The following is a 19006-nucleotide window of genomic DNA, read 5'->3' on the forward strand; positions in this document are numbered from 1 at the left end:
AGGCTTCCTCGGCACCTCTTGAAGTTGAGGAAACACCAAAAATTGAAGTTTCCCCAGCCGAAGCCGAAACATCAGATGCTGTGGGTGTTGAGGAAACACCAAAAGTTGAAGTTTCCCCGGTCGAAGCCTCAACACCAGATGCTATCGGTGTTGAGGAAACACCAAAAGTTGAAGTTTCCCCAGTCGAAGCCGAAACACCTGCGGCTGATCCAGTATCAGACCAATCAACAGAGGAGACTACTGCTGCGGATGCTGTTGTTGAGGAGATGCCTGAAACGCCCTCAGATGAACCCGAAGCAATCCAACAGCCTACTCTTTTAGACAAAGCGGCATCGGCAATTGAGGCAGTTTTATCTGTTTTCCAGAAGCCAGAAACCGACCAGAACGAGTCTGATGCTACTGTAGAATCCTCGCCGACCAAGGTGGAAGCCGAAACACCAGCCTCTGTATCTCCAGCGTCAGGGGAACCGACTCAGGAGGCTACTGCTGCGGATGCTGTTGTTGAGGAGATGCCTGAAATGCCCTCAGATGAACCCGAAGCAACCCAACAGCCTACTCTTTTAGACAAGGCGGCATCGGCAATTGAGGCAATTACCTCTGTTTTCCAGAAGTCAGAAACCGACCATAACGAGTCTGCTGTCGCACCCTCACCCGCAGCCGACCAGAAAGCCGCAGAAAGTGAGATGCCTCAGATTACCTGTCCTAAATGCGGAGCCACTGAGGTCAGGAAAAATGGGCATTACAAGGAAAAGCAAAGGTACGTTTGCAAAGAGTGTGGTAAGCAGTTTATGCCTTCTGATTCTGTTGAGGTACCACAGCAGCCGCAGACATCTTCTGTGAAATCTGATAAGCCATCTTCAGGAATTTCTCAGGCTAAAAAAGGGAAGAAACAAGCAAAAGGCTTCGGTCGCCCGAAAAGTTAATGCTAATTTGGTGTGAGTAGGCAGAGCCTCTATTTAAGGGTTCCCGGGCTGAGCCTGGGAACGAGGAATTTTTCTTTTTGGAGTATCTTCTTTAAAGTGGTTTGAGCATGCACAAAGACTGGGTTTGGTACCCAAGCTGGCGGTAAAGATTTAAAGCGGGTTGGTTGGTTTGAAAGACTTGTAGACCCATTTGGCGATCGCCTCTTGCTCTTGCCCAGTTTTCGGCACTATCTACCAAAGCTTTCCCTATACCACGACGACGGTGTTCTGGCAAGACGTAGAGCAAAAAAATGTGAGCATGGCGATCGCCTGTAACCTGATCTACGGCATTTCCCAGCCACAGACAAGCTACAGGGGAAGGACGATCCTCTTTAGGTTCAACCCACCACAGCGGCGTTTTGCTAGAAAAGTAACTTTCAACAGTCTCAGCTAGATGAGAAAAATCTTGCTGTGGGAAAAGTTCGTGGTAAGTCAGCTGCATAAACTTGAGCAGCTTTGCTCGATCTAGCCCTGACCCTGCACGCAACCCGTAACCTGGAGGCAGCATTTAAGTTTAGGAGTCGCTTGGCAGCAAGAAGCTGATTGCTGCTGGCAACTGGGCTTTCTCCGGCTGGGGATTTACTTCCTCAATCGGTGCTGGTGCTGCCATATCTGATGGTAAAAATATCCTGGCGCTGACTGCGACCAGTGCAATCAAAAAGATAAATATTGCTAGGAATGGGGCAATGTATTCGCGAATGATAGCCATATTTGTAGCTCTAGGAGCAGGAGAATTTTCCGAAAACTAAGTTGAAGAATTGTTAAGCTTTCTCATTCTATCCTACAACTAATAAGGTTCATCGTCTTGTTCGTCGAGTCCCGGTATTGACATATCTGGAATGGAACGAGGATTCCAGGGGGCAAACACTGGCAAAAGGACTAATCCAGGCAAGGCAGCGGCGATACTAATCAGGAAAAACAAAGGCCAACCAGTGACTTCTGCTAACCTACCTGCTGGAGCAACCAAAATATCACGGCTGACTGCCATCAAACTTGAGAGTAAAGCATACTGAGTTGCTGAGAAGCGCTGATTGCAAAGACTCATCAAAAATGCAACAAAAGCGGCATTTCCCAGTCCAGCACAAAAGTTTTCAATGTTAATGGTAAGTACCAATAACTGATAGTTTTTACCAACTTGTGCGAGTATCAAGTAAGCTAAATTGCTCACCGCTTGCAAACCGCCAAATACCCAAAGGGAGCGATTAACACCGATTTTGTTGAGAATGGCACCTCCGGCAAGAATGCCAACAATGCTCGCCAGTAGTCCCAAAGTGTTCTGAATCGTACCTACGTCTGTGGGACTGAAGTTTAAGCCTGTCTTCTCTAACAAAAAGGGCGTAGACATATTATTAACTAGCGCGTCACCCAGCTTGTAGAGGACAATAAAAACTAGAATTAAAAGTCCTTGGAGTTGACCATTACGTTGAAAGAATTCGATAAATGGCAACCTCACGGCATCAGATAAAGAAGCGGGTGGGCGATCGCGTTCTATAGGTTCCGGTGCCAAAATCGCACTTACTAACCCAACTCCCATTAGCAGTGCCATCAACAAGTAAACCGTCCCCCAAGGCATTTTATATTTATCTGCCAAAACCAGCGCCAGACCACCAGTGATGAGCAAAGCAACGCGATATCCTAAAACAAAAATGGCTGCACCGGCTCCCATTTCCCGTTCTTCTAAAACATCAGTACGATAGGCATCGGCAGCGATGTCCTGAGTCGCACTGAAGAAGGCAATCAGCAAGGCATTAATGGCTAACAGTTGCAGGGCTTGCGATGGCTTTTGCAGAGCCATTGCTGCGATCGCTACCAATAACGCCCCTTGAGTCAGTACCAGCCAGCCACGACGCCGCCCCAAAAAAGGTGGTATAAAGCGGTCAAGTAAGGGCGACCAAATAAACTTGAGCGAGTAGGGCAACCCGACCAAGCTAAACAACCCAATCGCGCCCAAATTCACGTTTTCAACGGTCATCCAGGCTTGCAACGTCTTACTCGTTAAAAACAAAGGCAAACCTGATGAAAAGCCCAAAAACAACAGCGCTGCCATCTTGCGGCTTTGAAAAACTTTTAAAAAAGATTGGGTTTCTTTCACGACTGAAAAAGGCTCCTCACAATCTGATTAGTTATTAGTCATTAGTCTGTAGTCATTAGTCAGGAAAGAATTGTCAAGTTTAAAGCTTGAAACGTTGTCAGGTTATAACAACTTTCCAACTTGACAACTCCAACGGACTAATGACTAAAAACTCAAAACTAATGAGTTATGACTCTTTTGTATTGTGTCATCATCCCATAGAGAGAAGCCTTTTCCGGAAAAGTAGCGCCTTGGTTAATGCGATCGCCTTCGAGATGTCGATTTCGTAGTAGCTTCACAGCCGCGCCAGACACCTACTAACACACCCTGTACCTGAACCCTAGTTGCCTTCACCTTAATTGGGTCGTATTTGGGATTAGCTGGTTTAAGCGTAATCTGCTCTCCTTGACGGTGATAGCGTTTTAACGTTGTGCCAACTCCTTCCACTCGCGCCGCGACAATGGTGCCATTTTTTACCCGGTCTGGCTCTAGTACGGGTCGCATGATGACCATATCACCTTCGGCAATTTGGTCTTCTATCATGCTGTCTCCCACCACGCGGAGAGCAAAATAATCTGGCTGACGGAATAAGTCAGATATATCCAGATGCTCTACAGTGTCGGTGAAGGGTTCTACAAGACCGCCAGCAGCGATCGCTCCCAAAACTGGCACTCCATTCCCCCCAGAGCGGACAATCCTAATTGTGCGCGCTTTTCCCTCCGCCCAATCGATATAACCTTTCGCACGCAAATGTTCCAGGCGACTCTGAACTGGCGCTGGCGACTTTAGTTTCATCGCCAGCATCATCTGCCGAATTGAAGGCGCGTGTTGATGTTGACCAATGTAATCCACCAGCCAATCATAAAGTTGTTGCTGAGCATAAGTGAGAGATTCCATAAAACAAACTAACGGAATTAGTAATGTACGTCCTATAGAACATTCGTACTACTAAAACTTGCGTCTGTCTAGTAGTTAATGGCGTTTGCACAATTAGCAATTAGGAATGATTCCATTAGCCGCAATCAATTTGTGCCCAAAAGACTGACTAACAAAGCTTTTTGAGCGTGCATTCGATTTTCCGCCTGATCCCAAACCCGCGACTTTTCACCTTCCATCACCTGATCAGTAATTTCTTCTCCCCGATGAGCTGGTAAACAGTGCAGCACAATTGCACTAGGATCGGCAATACTCAACAGTTCATCGTTTACCTGGTAAGGTTGAAAAACTGGAATTCGAGCATTAGCTTCATCCTCTTGTCCCATACTTGCCCAGACATCGGTATAAAGCACGTGAGCGTCTTTAGCTGCTGCTTCGGGGTCGTTAGTAATTGTAACCTCAGCGCGATCGCCTGCAATTTTCTTCGCCTGCTCTACAACTGTCGCATCCGGTTGATACTGCTGTGGTGTCGCAATTCTTACATTCATCCCCACCAGCGCGCCACCCAAAAGCAGCGAGTTAGCCATATTATTGCCATCTCCCAGATAAGTCAAAGTCAGCCCAGCCAGACTCCCAAAACACTCCTGAACCGTTAACAAATCAGCCAAAACCTGACAGGGATGCTCTAGATCCGACAAAGCATTAATAATCGGAATCTTGGCATAATTAGCAAAGGCTTGCAGATCCTCCTGCTTAAACGTCCGAATCGCCAGGATATCCAAATATCGATCCAACACCCGCGCCGTATCCGCCAACGGTTCCCCCCGGCTCACCTGAGTAACGTTAGGATTAAGGTCTATCACCTGACCGCCTAGTTGGTACATCGCCACCGAAAAGCTGACGCGAGTGCGTGTAGAAGCCTTGTAAAACAACAATCCCAGCACCTTATTGCATCGCAGATTCACTGTATGGGACTTCAGTCCAGCTGCCAGATGCAAAAGTTCTTTAATTTCCTCAGCACTGAGGTCTGCCAGGCTCAGTAAATCTCGTCCTTTCAATGCTTCCATGTTTATACCCGATGATTAAAGTGAAATACGTAGCAGGAGCGTCTGCTCTCGCAGAATCGGCTTCGGTGAGTACCAACGTATCGCGCCGTCTTGACTCAGCTTGGTGTTATTTATACCGTTTTAAAACCCTACCAGATTTTTATCGAATCAGTTCTGTGAGTCTCTGGTTAAGAGTCTCTGGCTGGGAATGCTGAGAATTGGTTAGTGTCAGCGGTGCTGTTTCTAGTTGTTGAGGAAGCGATCGCCTTCCTAACGCGCGTTCTCCGTCTCTTACTCGTCACGAGAAAAACAATCCAAAATTGATAGCGAAGACGCATATGCCCAAAAATTCCGACCTCTGCAAAATCCCAAATCGATTGACTGAGGAATATAAAATACAAGAAAGACAAAATCAACCACAGTAAAGGCGTTGCTACAGTTGCGATTAGCTTGAGTTTCTACCATCAACAAAAAACTGCCTTAATCCTCAGCTTATTTACCTTGGTTAAAAAAATGGTTGCAATAATTAACAAGCTGAAATATTGTCGATTAGGTCTGTTACGCATAAAATTTTCAATATATCACTTTAATAATTTCAGTGTATTTACTAAGCTGTTGTGCATTTAAGAGGACTAAATTTAGGCTAGGGAGAGAGGTTTATTGTCCTCAGTCAGTAGCAACGGACAACAAGCCCCGGACGAAGGAGAAAAAGCACTTGGTTAATATGGCAATTAAAATACGTGACAGCTTATACCAGGCTAGTTCAAAAAACTAATTATATTTTTCAAATAATTCTAAATTTTATGGGATAGCGTTATGAGATTTCCCTTTGCTTTGAAGATAGGAATGGCTATCTCGATTCTGTCAGTAGGAATTACTAGCACTAGCGTCTATTTTTATTATGCTAAAACCAAACAGATTGTTTTAAATCAAATGGCAGAACGGCTTAGAGATGTAGGTCGTTCTGCTGCCTTTTTAGTTGATGATGAAGACAAAAAAAAGATTCAGCGGCTAAGTTTGGCTATCGAGCGAGATTCTTTTCCCATAGAAGAGATAATTACCCAGCTAAAACCAGGAGATACTGCCGAATCATTGCCACCGGAGATTGCTCAAAAATATATGCAGTCTCAGGACTTCCAAGACCTGATGCAAGTCTTGAAAAACATTCAAAAAAGTAGCAGTCAAAAAGTATATCCTCTAACTTTTTTTAAGGAATTAACAGAAGATACATCTGATATACCGTTAATAAAATCAACTTCTCTTATAGTTAAAGTAGGTGAATCACAAAATGGTAATGTGGTAAAGTTTATTGCCGATACCGATCGCGAAGAAAGCCAAGACAAAAAAGGAAAAATCATTGGTCAGTTATACGCAACTAAGCAAGAAGAACTGCAAAAAGCTTTTGATGGGAAACCACAAGCAGGAAAAAAATTTTATACAGATATATGGGGACAATTCCTGACAGCAGCTATTCCCATTAAAGATGACGATGGGAAAGTCATCGCAGTTATGGGATTAGAGTACGACGGGAGAATCGAAGCAAATCAGGTACAAAGATTGCGCTATATCTATCTTAGTATTATTAGTAGTAGTTTCCTTCTTTCACTGTTAATAGCATTTTTACTAGCGCGTTGGTTGGGACACCCGATTGATAAATTACGCGAAGGCGCGGAAAAAGTACGTGATCGCAACTTTGACATATTTATTGATGTTCAAAGCAAAGACGAGTTGGGACTGCTAGCTAATGCCTTTAATTCGATGGTAGCTGAAATCCACGATTACGCCCAAAATCTGGAATTAAAAAATAAAACATTGTTACAAATAAATCAACTCAAAGATGAGTTTCTAATCAATACTTCCCACGAACTGCAAACACCTTTAGATGGAATAATCGGCATTGCCGAGTCTATGCTAGATGGAGCCGCTGGGCAGCTATCAGAAATCCAAAAGCAAAATTTATACATGATTGTACAAAGCAGTCACCGACTGGCAAACATGGTAAATGATATTGTTGATTTGGAAAAATTAAAGCACAAAACGCTAGAACTGAAAATAAAACCTGTGGGAATGCGAGAAGTCACGGATATTGTTTTAGCACTCTCCAAACCCCTCACAGCAAACAAATCTTTGCAGTTAATTAATCAAATCGATCCAGCCGTCCCACTGGTAAAAGCTGACGAAAATAGAGTGCAGCAAATTTTGTATAATCTAGTCTGCAATGCGATTAAATTTACTGAATCCGGTGTTATAGAAGTTTCAGCTTCATTACGGACTGGGGATAGGGGATTGGTGATTGGTTCGATTCTTCCCCAGCCCCCAGTCCCCAGTCCCCAGTCCCTAATGCTAGCTATTACAGTTTCTGATACTGGTATCGGTATCCCAGAAAATAAACTGGAGAAAATTTTTGATGCTTTTGAATTTGCCGAAGAATCTACAAATAAACGTTACTTGGGGACAGGCATTCGCCTTGCCGTTACAAAACAACTGGTAGAGTTGCATAGTGGCACAATTCGCGTAGATTCTACTGTAGGGAAAGGTTCGCGTTTTACCTTTACTCTGCCACTGTCTCAAGTTCAATCTACACAGAACCTAGACCCTAAGCCAAAGGAACAGCTTAGCATAGGAAACAAGAATGAATCCCTGAACGGAGCTTCGCCTCCGTTCAAAGCAAATTACCAGCAAGAGGCAAACAGTGTCTACAAACTGCGTACCACCGCCAAGGGAATACCCATAGGATTGCTGGCGTTGAGGCAAGTAGCTAGTGAGTGGGAAAATTCTTCAAATTTGCCTTTTCCCTATTGCCCCTTGCCTGCCAAAAGTGAAACTTCTGTTGCTTCTTCCCCTAAAAAGAAAGTCTCTTCCGGCAATTTTACCATCCTGATTGTGGAGGACGATCCGGTTAATCTTCAGATACTGACTAACTATTTATCTTTAGAAAATTATACTGTTTTTCAAGCTAGCGATGGTATAGAAGCACTAGAAGCAATTGAAAATGGTTTGAAGCCTGACCTGATATTGCTCGATGTAATGATGCCAAAAATGTCTGGTTTTGAAGTTTGCAAAAAACTTCGCAAAACTTTTCCTGCTAATGAATTGCCGATTTTTATTGTTACATCTGCTAATAATGTTTCAAATGTAATTGAAATATTTGAGTCTGGCGCTAATGATTATTTGGTTAAACCTGTGGCAAAGAATGAGTTGTTAGCTAGAATTAAAACTCATATTGAACTTTCTAAAATTAATATTGCTTACAGGCGATTTGTCCCCCATGAATTTATCAGTTTATTGGGAGAAGACAGTATTGTTAATGTTCAACTTGGCGACCAAGTACAGAAAGAAATGACAATTCTCTTTTCTGATATTCGCGCCTTTACCACTCTTTCTGAGGGAATGTCGCCTAAAGAAAATTTTAATTTTATCAATTCTTACTTGAGTCGAGTTAGCCCGGTTATTCGCCAGAATAACGGCTTTATTGATAAATATATTGGAGATGCAGTGATGGCGCTTTTTCCGCAAAGTGCTGAAGACGCTTTGCAAGCAGCTATTGAAATGCAAAAACAGGTGAGTCTATATAATGTAGAACTCATAAAAAACGGTTCTCGGCCCATAGCCATCGGCATTGGCATCCATAGCGGTACTTTGATGCTGGGTACGATTGGGGATGAACAGCGTATGGAAGGAACGGTGATTTCCGATGCGGTAAATCTGGCTTCTCGCCTAGAAGATTTGACCAAAGTTTACGGAGCTTCTATTATTATTAGTGAAAAGACTTTGCTTGGTTTGGAAGATCCCACAAAATATAATTATAGGTTTTTAGATAGAGTTAATATTAAAGGGCGCAAAGATTTATCACCAGTTTTTGAGGTTTTTGATAGTAATTCTGCGGAAACAAAAGAGGTAAAAAGCGGAACTAGAAGCCATTTTGAATTTGGCATTCATCTTTATTACAGTAAAAAGTTTGCTGAAGCTGAGCAAGTTTTTAGTAATGTTTTAGAGCAAAATAACCAAGATAAAGCGGCTAGATTATATGTTAAACGTTGTCAAAGATTGCAAAAGCGGGGGACAGATGAAGGATGGCACGGGGTTGAGCCTTTTGATGAGGAATTTTAGGGACGGCTATCCACTTAAGCCGGGACAGTCCTTGGTAGGACTCTCGCCTTGCAGGGGAGGGCAGTTTCAGCCTCGATTTGAGGCGAGGCGGAGTCTCCCGGTTGGCATTCCCAAGCAGAGCCTGGGAACGAGAAAGTTTATTTTATCTTTAGCGTTAGCAATACCTGCAATAATTGCGGCGATGCCTAGCCGCGTGTTGGGAGCTGAGCAAATATTTATTTCCTTAGGCCCTTTGCAGTTGACTCTGCCAGTTTCGGCTTTGGAATTGTATGCCAGGGAAGGCAAAATTAATGATGATTTAGCTTTTTATGCTAGGTATATAAAGCCGGAGCAGCTGGAGCAGTTACGAAATATTTTGCTGACTCGCGCTGATGTGAGTCCTGTAGCTGTGGCACAATTTCTCTACACGCCGCAGGGAGAAGTGATACTGCGACGGGTGGGCGAGGTTATCCAAACGAAAGCTTTTCAACCGGGTTTTTATGCGATTCGAGCGGCTTTGATTCAAGCTGCGGCCGATCCGGAAGGCTTGACGCTGCTGAATGTGCTGCGGAATTTTCCGACTTACGCGGTTCGGATCAATTCAGAGCGTGGTTTTGAGATTCTTGGCGATTTGACAAATGCGATTCGGGAAACGCAGGTAGCGATCGCATCTGTGGAACAGCAAGCGATCGCTGAAGCAGCAACTACGCCATCAGATCAGAGCATATCTGCGCCGTTACCAATGGCGACATCGTTAAATTCCAGCCAAGGGCAGGATTTGCAACAGCAAGGCCCTTTGAAATGGGAAAAGCAAACACTGCTTCTTAATGACTTTAGCCGCTCTCGCGCTTACGCGGTTGATGTTTACCTACCCCAACTGAGCGGACGTTCAGCACCCGTAATTGTGATTTCCCACGGATTGGGAAATGACCGCACTTCGTTTGCTTATTTAGCTGAACACTTGGCATCCTACGGCTTTGCGGTTGCTGTACCGGAGCATCCGGGTAGTAATGCTGAACGAGTGCGAGAGTTATTTAGCGGGCTTGCTAATGAGGCGGGCCCTCCTTCTGAGGCGGTTGACCGACCTCTGGATGTAAAGTATTTGCTGGATCAACTGGGAGCAACGTATCAAGGGCGAATCAATTTGCAACAGGTTGGCGTTATGGGCCAGTCTTTTGGAGGTTATACGGCTTTGGCACTGGCTGGGGCAGAAATTAATTTTGAGCAACTGCAAAAAGATTGTCCGGTGTTGAATGAGACTTTGAATTTGTCGCTGTTGCTTCAGTGTCGGGCAATCAAGCTGCCGCCGGTTGATTATAATTTGCAGGACGGGCGAGTGAAAGCTGCGATCGCTATTAACCCTGTTACTAGCACCATCTTTGGACAATCTGAGCTTGCTGATATCAAAGTTCCGGTGATGTTCGTTGCCAGCAGCAATGATACTGTCACTCCACCCTTAGCAGAACAGATTCTTCCCTTTACTTGGCTGACTACACCAGACAAGTATCTGGTTCTGCTCAAACAGGGAACCCACTTTTCTACTATGGCAGAATCAGTTGCCAATGGTGGTGTGATCCCGATTCCGGTATCAGTTATTGGGCCAGATCCGAAAATAGCTTTTAACTATATGAAACTATTGAGCCTTGCCTTTTTTAAAACACACGTTGCTGGAGAGCAAGATTATCAGCGTTACCTGAATGCTCAATATGCTCAATCTATTAGTCAAGATGTGTTGCCTTTGAGTTTACTTCAATCGCTGACGGCAGAACAGTTGAATATGAGAACTAACAGGCAACAGAGAACAGAAAATAAGGTTTCTCCAACTCCACAGGCAACACCTTAGAATTTATAAATTGCCCAGCGAATGGAGTCATGCGGCTATACAGACAAAACCTGCTTGTGCGGGTTATAAAGTCCGCCTACGCAGACTTCGTTTGTATAACCGCAATTTCTAATCGCTGCGTACTTTACTTTTATAGGATTATTTTGTGCAAGGTTTTTTAAATTTAAACAAGCCAACTGAATTTACCTCTCACGATTGCGTTGCTAAAGTGCGAAAACTTTTGCGCCTCAAGCGGGTGGGACATGGGGGAACTTTAGATCCTGCTGCTACGGGGGTCTTACCAATTGCGCTGGGAAAGGCAACGCGACTGTTGCAATATTTGCGGTCAGATAAGGCTTATTGGGGAACGATTCGGCTGGGTGTGAGGACGACGACTGATGATTTGGAAGGGGAAATTATTAGCGCTGAACCTGTACGGGAATTAACTTTAGAACAGGTGAAAGCAGCCCTTGGGCAATTTGTGGGAAATATTCAACAATTACCACCTCGTTATAGTGCGATTCAAATTGATGGAAAACGACTTTACGATTTGGCAAGAACGGGGGAAATAATAGATGTTCCAGCGCGACAAGTTGAAGTTTACAAGATAGAAATTTTGGAATGGCGAGAAGGCGATTTTCCAGAATTGGATGTAGCGATCGCGTGTGGTGCTGGAACTTATATTAGAGCGATCGCTCGCGATTTAGGAACATCTCTCAACATCGGCGGTACCCTTGCCGCTTTGACTCGCACTTCCAGTAGCGGCTTCCACCTAACAGATAGCCTAACTTTTGAGGAATTAGAAGCACAGCTAAAATTAGAAACCTTTAACCCGATTCCAGCAGTAGCAGCGCTGTCCCATCTTTCCACCCTCACCTTATCAGCAAAAGACGCTAAAGCATGGTGCCAAGGACAACGTGTTTTTCCTCCAGATGCGCCTATTAGTGATGGCGCACTGCGGGTTCATGATGAAGATGGGCGCTTTTTAGGCATTGGTTGTTTAGGGGCAACAGATGTTGGCTATCTGCTAATTTCTCAGATGGTTTTTGAGCCAATATCGTAGAGAATTGGTAGTAATAATATAGCAATCAAAATTCATTTATGAACCTCTTTCTCCTCTCTTCCTCTGCGTCTCGGCGGTTCGTTAAAAAAAGTATCTTTCCCAATTCAAAGAGAATTGCCCTATCAATAAAAACATCATTAATTTATTGCGCCATCGTTACCAGTGTTTTTTCCAGTATAAATAAAGCTTCAGCTCAAGATAATCAATCTTTTGCGGAATTGAGTCAGCAAACCATTAGCAGATTAAACGGTAACTGTCAGGGTTCCACGCAGCTTAAGTATCAATCCCAAATTTTAACATCACCCGATAGTTTGAAATCCGTTTATATTAATATGATTTTGAGGAGGGTGGGTCAGTACAGAAGCCGCAATACCAATGAATTTTTAATAAAATGTAATTCTAATATTGCGGAAAAGATTGCGGAAGAATTAGTAATTGAAAACGCCGATGGCTCAGTTCAAAGAAAGCTGGCTGCGGCTTTGGGAATATCAGAAAGATTGCAAAATTACTATGTTGTAGCCAATCCTATTTCTTTTTCACCGGATAACAGATATTTGATTGTCCGACTAGATGTTTTTGATGGTTTAAATAAATCATGGGTTAATCATATAATATTAGATACGCTCAACAATTATAATGTTTTAGCATTTTCTAATTGCAACGGATTTGAAAGTAATTCCTATTTAGGATTTATTTCTTCTTCAGAAGTTGTTTTTGCCTGCGAGAATACCAGCGAACCGGGGCCGATTGAGGTAGTTGATTTGACTAAGCGATCGCGTCAGAAAATTTCCACCAATACCAATTCCAAAGAATTATTAAAAATTCTTGACCAAGTTCGCTCCTATGGTTTGGTTTCTGCTGAATTTGTCATTGTGAATGAGCAGCAATTTCCTCCAAGATAGTTATTAGCCTGACAATAAACAACTGACAAAAACATGACGCAGCAAGTAAAACCCTATGGTTCTTGGAAATCTCCCATCACCTCAGACTTGATGGTTTCGGAAACGATAGGATTGGGGCAAATTGCCATAGATGGCGAAGATGTGTACTGGATTGAGGGGCGACCTGCGGAAGCTGGACGGACTGTAATTGTGCGAAGTACCCCCGACGGGCAAACCATTGATATTGCGCCGCCTCCCTTTAATGTCCGCACCCGCGTCAACGAATACGGCGGCGGTGCTTACTGCGTCGCTGATGGTATCGTCTATTTTTCCAACTTCGCGGATCAGCGCCTTTATCGCCTGATTCCCGGTTCCCAACCGCAACCTCTGACACCGGAGGCTAAAATGAGCTATGCGGATGCAGTAATTGACCGACAGCGAAACCGTCTGTATGCTGTGCGAGAAGACCACACGGGCGAGGGTCAAGAAGCTGTCAATACCTTAGTTAGCATCAATTTGGAAAATGGCGAAGATGTTCGGGTGTTGGTTTCTGGCAATGATTTTTACTCGTCGCCGCGCCTGAAACCAGATGGTTCTCAACTTGCTTGGTTAACTTGGAACCACCCGAATATGCCTTGGGATGGTACTGAATTATGGGTAGCCCAAATTAATCCAGATGGTTCCTTGGGGGAATCTCAATTGGTGGCTGGTGGTGCAGATGAATCGATTTTTCAGCCAGAGTGGTCGCCAGATGGCATTTTACACTTTGTTAGCGATCGCAGTGGCTGGTGGAATCTTTACAAAAAAGCTTCTCCCGTTGAAGGCGAAGGGTTGGGGTTAACTGAACCTTTGTGCGAAATGGAGGCGGAATTTGGACTTCCTCAGTGGATTTTTGGGATGTCCACTTATGCTTTTGAATCTGCTAATCGCATCATCTGTACTTACACCCAGCAGGGAATATGGCATTTAGCGAGTCTCGACACGACGATCGGAAAACTACAGCAAATTGAAACGCCTTACACTGAAATTACTTCTTTAAAAGCTGTTGCTGGTCGTGTTGAGTTCATTGCTGGTTCGCCAACAGAATTTAGTTCCATTGTTCAGCTGGATTTGACTACTGGGCAGAGTTCAGTGTTGCGGCGTTCTAGTAAGTTGGAAATTGATGCTGGGTATCTGTCCATTGCACAGCCGATTGAATTTCCGACGGAAAATGGGTTAACAGCATACGGCTTCTACTATCCGCCCCAAAACCACGACTTTATGGCACCAGAGGGCGAATTACCGCCCTTAGTGGTGAAAAGCCACGGTGGCCCGACAGCAGCAACTTCTAGCCAGTTAAATTTACGGATTCAATACTGGACAAGTCGCGGCTTTGCATACCTGGATGTAAATTATGGTGGTAGCACTGGCTATGGAAGGGGTTATCATCAGCGTTTAGATGGGCTGTGGGGTGTTGTGGATGTGGATGATTGCGTCAATGGGGCGAAATATCTTTCCGAAAAAGGTTTGGTAGATGAAAATCGGATGGCGATCGCAGGCGGTAGCGCTGGGGGTTACACTACACTTTGCGCCTTAACTTTCCGCGATGTCTTCAAGGCGGGTGCGAGTTATTACGGTGTCAGCGACTTAGAAGCACTCTTAAGAGATACCCACAAATTTGAATCGCGTTACTTCGATCGCTTGATTGGGCCATACCCAGAACGGCAAGATATTTATCACGACCGATCGCCTATCCACTTCACAGATAAGTTATCGTGTCCGATTATTTTCTTCCAAGGGCTTGAGGATAAAGTTGTCCCTCCCAACCAAGCAGAGATGATGGTTGATGTGTTGCGTTCCAAGGGTTTACCCGTTGCTTATGTCGCCTTCGAGGGCGAACAGCATGGTTTCCGCCGCGCCGAGAATATCAAACGTGTCATCGATGGAGAGTTTTACTTTTATTCCCGCGTCTTTGGGTTTGAGTTAGCCCATCCGGTAGAACCAATAGCGATCGCTAATTTGTAAAAATGAATAGTGAGTCTATTGGCATCGAGAGGGGACACTATGACAGACGAACCAATTTTCAGAATTACCGAAGAGTTATTTCAGACACTTGTCGAATTCCAGCAGGAAATAGAAGAAAGTGGAGATGAGCCGCCCCAAATTAGCATAGAATCTCTTGAGCGTGCTTACTTAGCTGAAATTCCCAATAACATAGACGATTAAACAGTAGGGTGGGATGAAAACCCACCCTACTAAATTTGCAGAAAAACGCGCTTCTAACTCACAATTTTATTAACATAATATGTAAAATAAAATTTTTTCTCCCCAACCAGCACAGGAAGATTATGTCTCCTCTGTATCCCGACGAAGAAGATCAAGATGATTTCCGCCTCATACCCCCCCACCGTCGCGAGACAACATGGACTGGTAAGCTACGGAAATTTCACAGTCAATTCGACAGCAGCATCCGTGCTAAGTTTCGGGATTGTCTATTTCGAGAAATAGAAGAAGGCGGGGTAGTCACTTTCCAAATCCTTTGCCCTAATGAAGCGGTACAAAAACGTCTGATCCAGAAAAAACAGAAAATTGGCAACACGGTTAGATGGATCTGGCTGCAAAAAATTGACCGTTTGGCAATATGTGTAGATAATGGAGGATTGCAATGCCAAGTATTTTCCCTCCAGAAATATCTGATTGAATAGTAAATGCAGAAAAAGCTGAAATATCCTCACCTTGTCGGTTCCAAATGGACAGCCCAACAAAAAACGTGGGGTTGGAGACACTTCCAAGTAGTTAATCGGAAAAACCAAGGCAAGTTTGTCTTTGCCGAAATGGTGGCTTCCTGCGACCCCAATGTGCGTTTCTGGACTAACGCCAAAATTTTGAAAAATCCTTCTGAGTGGCAAGCAGGTTGGCAAACCTTACACGAAATGAGGGAAACTGAAGAAATAATGGGAGAGTATTGAGGAGTTAATTTTTATTTTTGAGTTATAAATTAGGGAATTGGAAGTTAAGAATTTTAAATTCTTAGTTGCTACTCCTAAGTTCTAATTTTTAGCTCAAAACTCAGAATTTTTTAAAAAAATAGCAATTATGACTGCGGTTTCCCTGCAAAAAGTCCACAAATTTTACAACAAAGTTCCCGTCGTCAACGACCTCTCCTTTACGATTGAATCTGGAGAAATGTTTGGCTTACTTGGCCCCAATGGCGCGGGGAAATCTACTACAATTCGGATGCTAACAACGCTCACAAAACCTAGCGATGGACGAGTTGAAGTAGCAGGTTATGATGTGGTGCGCCAACCGTTGCAGGTAAAGCAAAATATCGGCGTGGTGTTGCAACAAACCAGTGTGGATATGGATTTAACCGTGTGGGAAAATATGGAACTGCACGGACGAATGCACCACATCCCCACGAAGAAGCGTCAGCAGGATATAGATCGATGGCTGGAGTATGTGGAGTTGCACCAGAGGCGAGATAGTTTGGTGAAAACCCTCTCTGGCGGGATGAAGCGACGGTTGCAAATTGCGAGGTCGCTGTTACATGAACCGAAGATTTTGTTTTTGGATGAACCAACGGTAGGACTAGATCCGCAAACCCGCCGCCGCCTCTGGGAAATTATTCTGGATTTGAATAAGCAGGGGATGACGATGCTTTTGACGACGCATTATATGGATGAGGTGGAATATTTATGCGATCGCATTGGGATTATGGATGCTGGTAAACTGATAGAACTTGGCACCCTGGAGGAGCTACGCTCTAAACATGGTGAAGGTTTGGTGATGAAACAAGTAGGCGATCGCTTAGAATATCAGTTCTTCCCCAACTTAGAACAAGCTAACGCCTACCTTGACACCGCACCCAACAAAACTGGTATGATGGTTCGCCCCTCCAACTTAGAAGATATTTTTGTCGAACTCACCGGACGCCAACTAGACTGATTTTTTGTCAGTTGGCAACGGACAATTGACTAATGATGATGCCTAGCCTCGCTACGAAAATTGAAGCTATTCTCTACCTCAAAGGTAAACCCGTCTCTATTGCCGAAATTGCCGAGTATGCAGGATGCGATCGCGATGATGCTGAAGATTCGATTATTCAGCTTATGACCGATTACGCGCACCGTGACAGCGCCCTGGAAGTAGTTGAAACACCTGAAGGCTACACCTTGCAATTGCGATCGCCTTTTCAATCGTTAGTCGAGACTTTAGTGCCGCTAGACTTAGGAATAGGCGCATTGAGGACATTAGCAGCGATCGCCCTCAAAGGTTCCATCACCCAATCTGAGTTAGTAGACTTGCGCGGATCGGGAGCATATCAGCACGTTCAGGAACTCGTCGAGTTCGGTTTTGTCACCAAACGCCGACAAGATGATGGGCGTTCCTACTGGCTACAGGTGACAGAAAAATTTCATCAGTATTTTGAAGTGGAACAACTTCCCCAACTGAGTCAGCTGGATGTCCCTACAGCCGTAAAGAATGACGAATTTCGGTAGTAAATGCGCCGCTGAATACTTTGGCGCGCTACCAGGACACTGTACACCCTACGCCAGAGAGTTGCTAGGTCTTTTTTGAGCCAAAAATCTCTCCATCGACTTAGACAATCCGCGCTAAGGTACGACGTTGCAAAACAACACAATCGTTTAAAGTAGATAAAAGCCAATGAAATCCTTAGAAAATTCCAATGGTATTTAACCCCGATTTGCTTAATGGCGAACCTGAAGATACACAAGTCAATCAGTTGCTGAAATATATTCAGCACCAACCTCCTGAAGTTTTAGCGCGGGTTGCTAAATCCGTCACTCCTGAAATTAAGCAAATTATCTCCCAGAATGTTCAAGGGCTGGTGGGAATGCTACCTTCAGAAAATTTTCAGGTACAAATTACCACTGACAGAGAAAATTTAGCAGGTTTATTGGCATCAGCAATGATGACTGGATATTTCTTGCGCCAGATAGAACAACGCATGGAGTTAGAGGAAACTTTGACTGGATCTTCTACCTTGCCTAAGAAATCTTCCGGCAGCGAAAAATCCACTGATTAAACCCAATCAATTAGCGATAGTAAGCGAATAGCTGCTTTTAGCAGCATGTAGCAGCGATCGCGCTTCTATCTAAATTAAGGGTGCTGTTTTTTTTGAGGTGCTAACAAACAGCTAGCGCCAGGGTTTTTTTCTAGGCTAAAGCCATCACCCTATTGTGGACGTAGGCCGCTTGCTATTCCAATTCAGCCCCCAGCAGCAAAGGCACTCAAAATCAACACAGAGAGTAAAATCCCAGGAGAGAGCATCAACACTAACGTTAACAGTTCATTCGGGGTCATCTTCTAACACACTACCAACGCTAATTTATCTGATTGCTATCCTAGCACGGCAGAAATTTTAGGGAGAGTAAACCCGATGAAGAATAATGTCAAATATTAAGGATAAAGCTGGTTTGCTGATGAAAAGCCTTGTCCAATTTTGCAGGTAAATAGAAATTATATACATTTAATATTCAATAATTTAAAAATTTTTTATTTTATTTTAATTTCGGTATTTCTAATAGTTAATACCGGAAAATCCCAATGCTTATAAAAACGGCGAATAAAATTCGTCTGGTAGATTTGCACGCATCAGGATGCTCCCACCGGGATTTTGTGCTACGCGCGATCGCTTGCTGGATATTCCTACCCGATGTCTATGCTTGTTAAGTAATTGCACCTATATCACTAGGCATAACTTGGACTGGATGTAAATATTTTATCTATAAGAATTTGCAATTCTTAAAACTTATTGTTAAATTGCAGAGAATATTATAAAAAGTCGCAGCCAGCCATGACTAACTTTTTCGGAATTATTCCCTCACCGCCACCAATCGCCGCCCAGTCTCGCGTGTTTGATCTCAAAGCGCGACTGGACTGGGGCGAACCAGCGCTAACAATTATTGATGTAAGCGATCGCAGCTTTTTCAACATCAGCCATATCATGGGAGCTATCCCCATACCGATGAACGAATTAGTAAACCGCGCCTTATCTAGTTTAGAACTACATCGCGATATTTATGTATACGGCGAAACCGACGATGAAACAGCCGCAGCAGCTACACAACTGCGTGCGGCTGGGTTTGAAAATGTGTCTGAACTTAGAGGCGGTGTAGCGGCGTGGAAGGCGGTTGGCTATCCAGTAGAAAGAAATCTATCTATAGATGTTTAAGCTTGACTAGAAAAGAACACT

The 19006-nt window shown here is 44.0% G+C and carries 18 protein-coding genes and 1 pseudogene; 14 read left to right on the plus strand and 5 right to left on the minus strand.

Annotated elements, in window-relative coordinates:
- Positions 1-695: 695 nt before the first annotated feature.
- Positions 696-788: pseudogene (locus tag H6F63_RS30055) on the plus strand (IS1 family transposase); the annotation flags it as partial.
- A 226-nt stretch (positions 789-1014) separates the two neighbouring features.
- Here H6F63_RS30055 and H6F63_RS13750 read toward each other — a convergent pair.
- The 5 genes from H6F63_RS13750 to argF form a co-directional block, all read right to left on the minus strand.
- Positions 1015-1470, minus strand: a complete 456-nt coding sequence (locus H6F63_RS13750) for a GNAT family N-acetyltransferase (protein WP_190638162.1) — start codon at positions 1468-1470, stop codon at positions 1015-1017.
- Between the two features lie 6 nt (positions 1471-1476).
- Positions 1477-1671, minus strand: coding sequence for a hypothetical protein (locus H6F63_RS13755; protein WP_190456133.1), 195 nt, complete (start codon positions 1669-1671; stop codon positions 1477-1479).
- A gap of 78 nt (positions 1672-1749) precedes the next feature.
- A complete protein-coding gene (locus H6F63_RS13760; RefSeq protein WP_190456135.1) occupies positions 1750-3054 on the minus strand; it encodes an MFS transporter in 1305 nt (434 codons plus the stop codon).
- A 234-nt stretch (positions 3055-3288) separates the two neighbouring features.
- Positions 3289-3930 (minus strand): transcriptional repressor LexA, encoded by a 642-nt coding sequence (lexA, locus tag H6F63_RS13765; protein WP_190638163.1) that lies wholly within the window; start codon positions 3928-3930, stop codon positions 3289-3291.
- Between the two features lie 125 nt (positions 3931-4055).
- Complete coding sequence (argF, locus tag H6F63_RS13770; RefSeq protein WP_190638165.1) at positions 4056-4976, minus strand: ornithine carbamoyltransferase; 921 nt, start codon at positions 4974-4976, stop codon at positions 4056-4058.
- A gap of 795 nt (positions 4977-5771) precedes the next feature.
- On the opposite strand from argF, the gene H6F63_RS13775 reads away from it, so the two are divergent.
- The 13 genes from H6F63_RS13775 (at position 5772) to H6F63_RS13830 (ending at position 18985) form a co-directional block, all read left to right on the plus strand.
- Entirely contained in the window at positions 5772-9065 is a 3294-nt protein-coding gene (locus tag H6F63_RS13775; protein WP_190638167.1) for a response regulator, read from the plus strand.
- Positions 9052-10887, plus strand: a complete 1836-nt coding sequence (locus tag H6F63_RS13780) for an alpha/beta hydrolase (RefSeq protein WP_242019773.1) — start codon at positions 9052-9054, stop codon at positions 10885-10887. Before H6F63_RS13775 ends, H6F63_RS13780 begins: the two co-directional genes overlap by 14 nt.
- Positions 10888-11032: 145 nt before the next feature.
- Positions 11033-11929, plus strand: a complete 897-nt coding sequence (gene truB, locus H6F63_RS13785; protein ID WP_190638169.1) for a tRNA pseudouridine(55) synthase TruB — start codon at positions 11033-11035, stop codon at positions 11927-11929.
- 38 nt (positions 11930-11967) lie between these two features.
- Complete coding sequence (locus H6F63_RS13790; protein WP_190638170.1) at positions 11968-12831, plus strand: hypothetical protein; 864 nt, start codon at positions 11968-11970, stop codon at positions 12829-12831.
- Positions 12832-12864: 33 nt separating this feature from the next.
- Entirely contained in the window at positions 12865-14814 is a 1950-nt protein-coding gene (locus H6F63_RS13795) for a prolyl oligopeptidase family serine peptidase (protein ID WP_190638172.1), read from the plus strand.
- Between the two features lie 39 nt (positions 14815-14853).
- Positions 14854-15015 (plus strand): hypothetical protein, encoded by a 162-nt coding sequence (locus H6F63_RS13800; RefSeq protein WP_190638174.1) that lies wholly within the window; start codon positions 14854-14856, stop codon positions 15013-15015.
- A gap of 122 nt (positions 15016-15137) precedes the next feature.
- The gene (locus H6F63_RS13805; RefSeq protein WP_190425186.1) at positions 15138-15494 is read left to right on the plus strand and encodes a hypothetical protein; all 357 of its coding nucleotides are present in this window, start codon (positions 15138-15140) and stop codon (positions 15492-15494) included.
- Positions 15495-15497: 3 nt separating this feature from the next.
- A complete protein-coding gene (locus H6F63_RS13810; RefSeq protein WP_190425189.1) occupies positions 15498-15758 on the plus strand; it encodes a TIGR02450 family Trp-rich protein in 261 nt (86 codons plus the stop codon).
- A 124-nt stretch (positions 15759-15882) separates the two neighbouring features.
- Positions 15883-16734, plus strand: a complete 852-nt coding sequence (locus H6F63_RS13815; protein WP_190638272.1) for an ATP-binding cassette domain-containing protein — start codon at positions 15883-15885, stop codon at positions 16732-16734.
- Positions 16735-16772: 38 nt separating this feature from the next.
- Entirely contained in the window at positions 16773-17288 is a 516-nt protein-coding gene (gene scpB, locus H6F63_RS13820) for an SMC-Scp complex subunit ScpB (protein ID WP_190425267.1), read from the plus strand.
- 188 nt (positions 17289-17476) lie between these two features.
- A complete protein-coding gene (locus H6F63_RS13825) occupies positions 17477-17836 on the plus strand; it encodes a DUF760 domain-containing protein (RefSeq protein ID WP_190638176.1) in 360 nt (119 codons plus the stop codon).
- A 521-nt stretch (positions 17837-18357) separates the two neighbouring features.
- Positions 18358-18483 (plus strand): hypothetical protein, encoded by a 126-nt coding sequence (locus H6F63_RS30545; protein ID WP_277876414.1) that lies wholly within the window; start codon positions 18358-18360, stop codon positions 18481-18483.
- Positions 18484-18607: 124 nt separating this feature from the next.
- Positions 18608-18985, plus strand: coding sequence for a rhodanese-like domain-containing protein (locus tag H6F63_RS13830; protein ID WP_190638178.1), 378 nt, complete (start codon positions 18608-18610; stop codon positions 18983-18985).
- The last annotated feature ends 21 nt before the right edge of the window (positions 18986-19006 follow it).

The organism is Trichocoleus sp. FACHB-40, assembly GCF_014695915.1.
Taxonomy (GTDB): Bacteria; Cyanobacteriota; Cyanobacteriia; order Cyanobacteriales; family FACHB-T130; genus Funiculus; species Funiculus sociatus.

What these genes read in the sequence shown, in the direction of transcription:
- H6F63_RS13755 (WP_190456133.1), bottom strand. Translation starts at nt 1,671, where the DNA reads ATGGCTATCATTCGCGAATACATTGCCCCATTCCTAGCAATATTTATC.
- H6F63_RS13790 (WP_190638170.1), top strand. Translation starts at nt 11,968, where the DNA reads ATGAACCTCTTTCTCCTCTCTTCCTCTGCGTCTCGGCGGTTCGTTAAA.
- H6F63_RS13780 (WP_242019773.1), top strand. Translation starts at nt 9,052, where the DNA reads ATGAGGAATTTTAGGGACGGCTATCCACTTAAGCCGGGACAGTCCTTG.
- argF (WP_190638165.1), bottom strand. Translation starts at nt 4,976, where the DNA reads ATGGAAGCATTGAAAGGACGAGATTTACTGAGCCTGGCAGACCTCAGT.
- H6F63_RS13825 (WP_190638176.1), top strand. Translation starts at nt 17,477, where the DNA reads ATGGTATTTAACCCCGATTTGCTTAATGGCGAACCTGAAGATACACAA.
- H6F63_RS30545 (WP_277876414.1), top strand. Translation starts at nt 18,358, where the DNA reads ATGCTTATAAAAACGGCGAATAAAATTCGTCTGGTAGATTTGCACGCA.
- H6F63_RS13810 (WP_190425189.1), top strand. Translation starts at nt 15,498, where the DNA reads ATGCAGAAAAAGCTGAAATATCCTCACCTTGTCGGTTCCAAATGGACA.
- H6F63_RS13795 (WP_190638172.1), top strand. Translation starts at nt 12,865, where the DNA reads ATGACGCAGCAAGTAAAACCCTATGGTTCTTGGAAATCTCCCATCACC.
- H6F63_RS13800 (WP_190638174.1), top strand. Translation starts at nt 14,854, where the DNA reads ATGACAGACGAACCAATTTTCAGAATTACCGAAGAGTTATTTCAGACA.
- scpB (WP_190425267.1), top strand. Translation starts at nt 16,773, where the DNA reads ATGCCTAGCCTCGCTACGAAAATTGAAGCTATTCTCTACCTCAAAGGT.
- H6F63_RS13775 (WP_190638167.1), top strand. Translation starts at nt 5,772, where the DNA reads ATGAGATTTCCCTTTGCTTTGAAGATAGGAATGGCTATCTCGATTCTG.
- H6F63_RS13805 (WP_190425186.1), top strand. Translation starts at nt 15,138, where the DNA reads ATGTCTCCTCTGTATCCCGACGAAGAAGATCAAGATGATTTCCGCCTC.
- lexA (WP_190638163.1), bottom strand. Translation starts at nt 3,930, where the DNA reads ATGGAATCTCTCACTTATGCTCAGCAACAACTTTATGATTGGCTGGTG.
- H6F63_RS13830 (WP_190638178.1), top strand. Translation starts at nt 18,608, where the DNA reads ATGACTAACTTTTTCGGAATTATTCCCTCACCGCCACCAATCGCCGCC.
- H6F63_RS13750 (WP_190638162.1), bottom strand. Translation starts at nt 1,470, where the DNA reads ATGCTGCCTCCAGGTTACGGGTTGCGTGCAGGGTCAGGGCTAGATCGA.